A 681-nucleotide genomic window follows, 5' to 3' on the forward strand; every position below is an offset into this window, starting at 1 on the left:
TGATGCAAGTCGTCGCCACCAGGTCCCCTGCAGGGGACCTGGTGGCCATCGCAACGGATTTCAGCGTGTGGGACACCTGTGTTCTGTACCGGGCGCGCTGGACCGTGAAGTACACCTTCGCGAGCCTCAAGGTCCGCGGCTTTGACCTGGAGCGCACGGGCATCACTCGCCCTGAACGGTTGGAACGTCTCTTCGGGCTGGTCATCTTGGCGTGGGTGAGCTGCCTGCGGGTGGGTGTGTGGCTCCAGGCACAGGGGCCAGTCAAGGTGAAGGCTCATGGCCGGGCGGCCATAAGCCTTGTGCGGTACGGCGTGGAACGTCTTTGCAATGCGCTGCGCTGGATGCTGCCCGAGTTGCCCTGCCTAATCAAGCTGCTGAGGACTCCATTTCCCATGCCAGACGGGGTTTAAAGGAAAGATGTCCGGTACAGAGGTCCCACTGGAATTTATTGAGCGCCTTGCGGACGCACTCTGCTACGCCGCCTGAGACGTCTCGATGGCCAAAGTCGAGCTGAGGTTCGTTCCACTCCTGAAAACAGGTATGACGCATCGTCTTGGCGGAATATTCACCTTTGGGGAGGACATGCCATCGTGCCCCAGTCAGTAGGATCCATGGGTAGTGCTCCAAGAATCCCGTCAAGCGGCGAAGAGAGACTTCGCCGACGCGACCAGTTTATCCCAG

Annotated in this window: 1 pseudogene; it reads left to right on the top strand. The window is 59.9% G+C overall.

Features of this window, described 5'->3' with window-relative positions:
* A pseudogene (locus IEY31_RS18560) lies at nt 1–410 on the top strand (IS4 family transposase); the annotation flags it as partial.
* Between the last annotated feature and the right edge of the window lie 271 nt (nt 411–681).

The sequence above is a fragment of the Deinococcus aerolatus genome (assembly GCF_014647055.1).
Lineage (GTDB): Bacteria > Deinococcota > Deinococci > Deinococcales > Deinococcaceae > Deinococcus > Deinococcus aerolatus.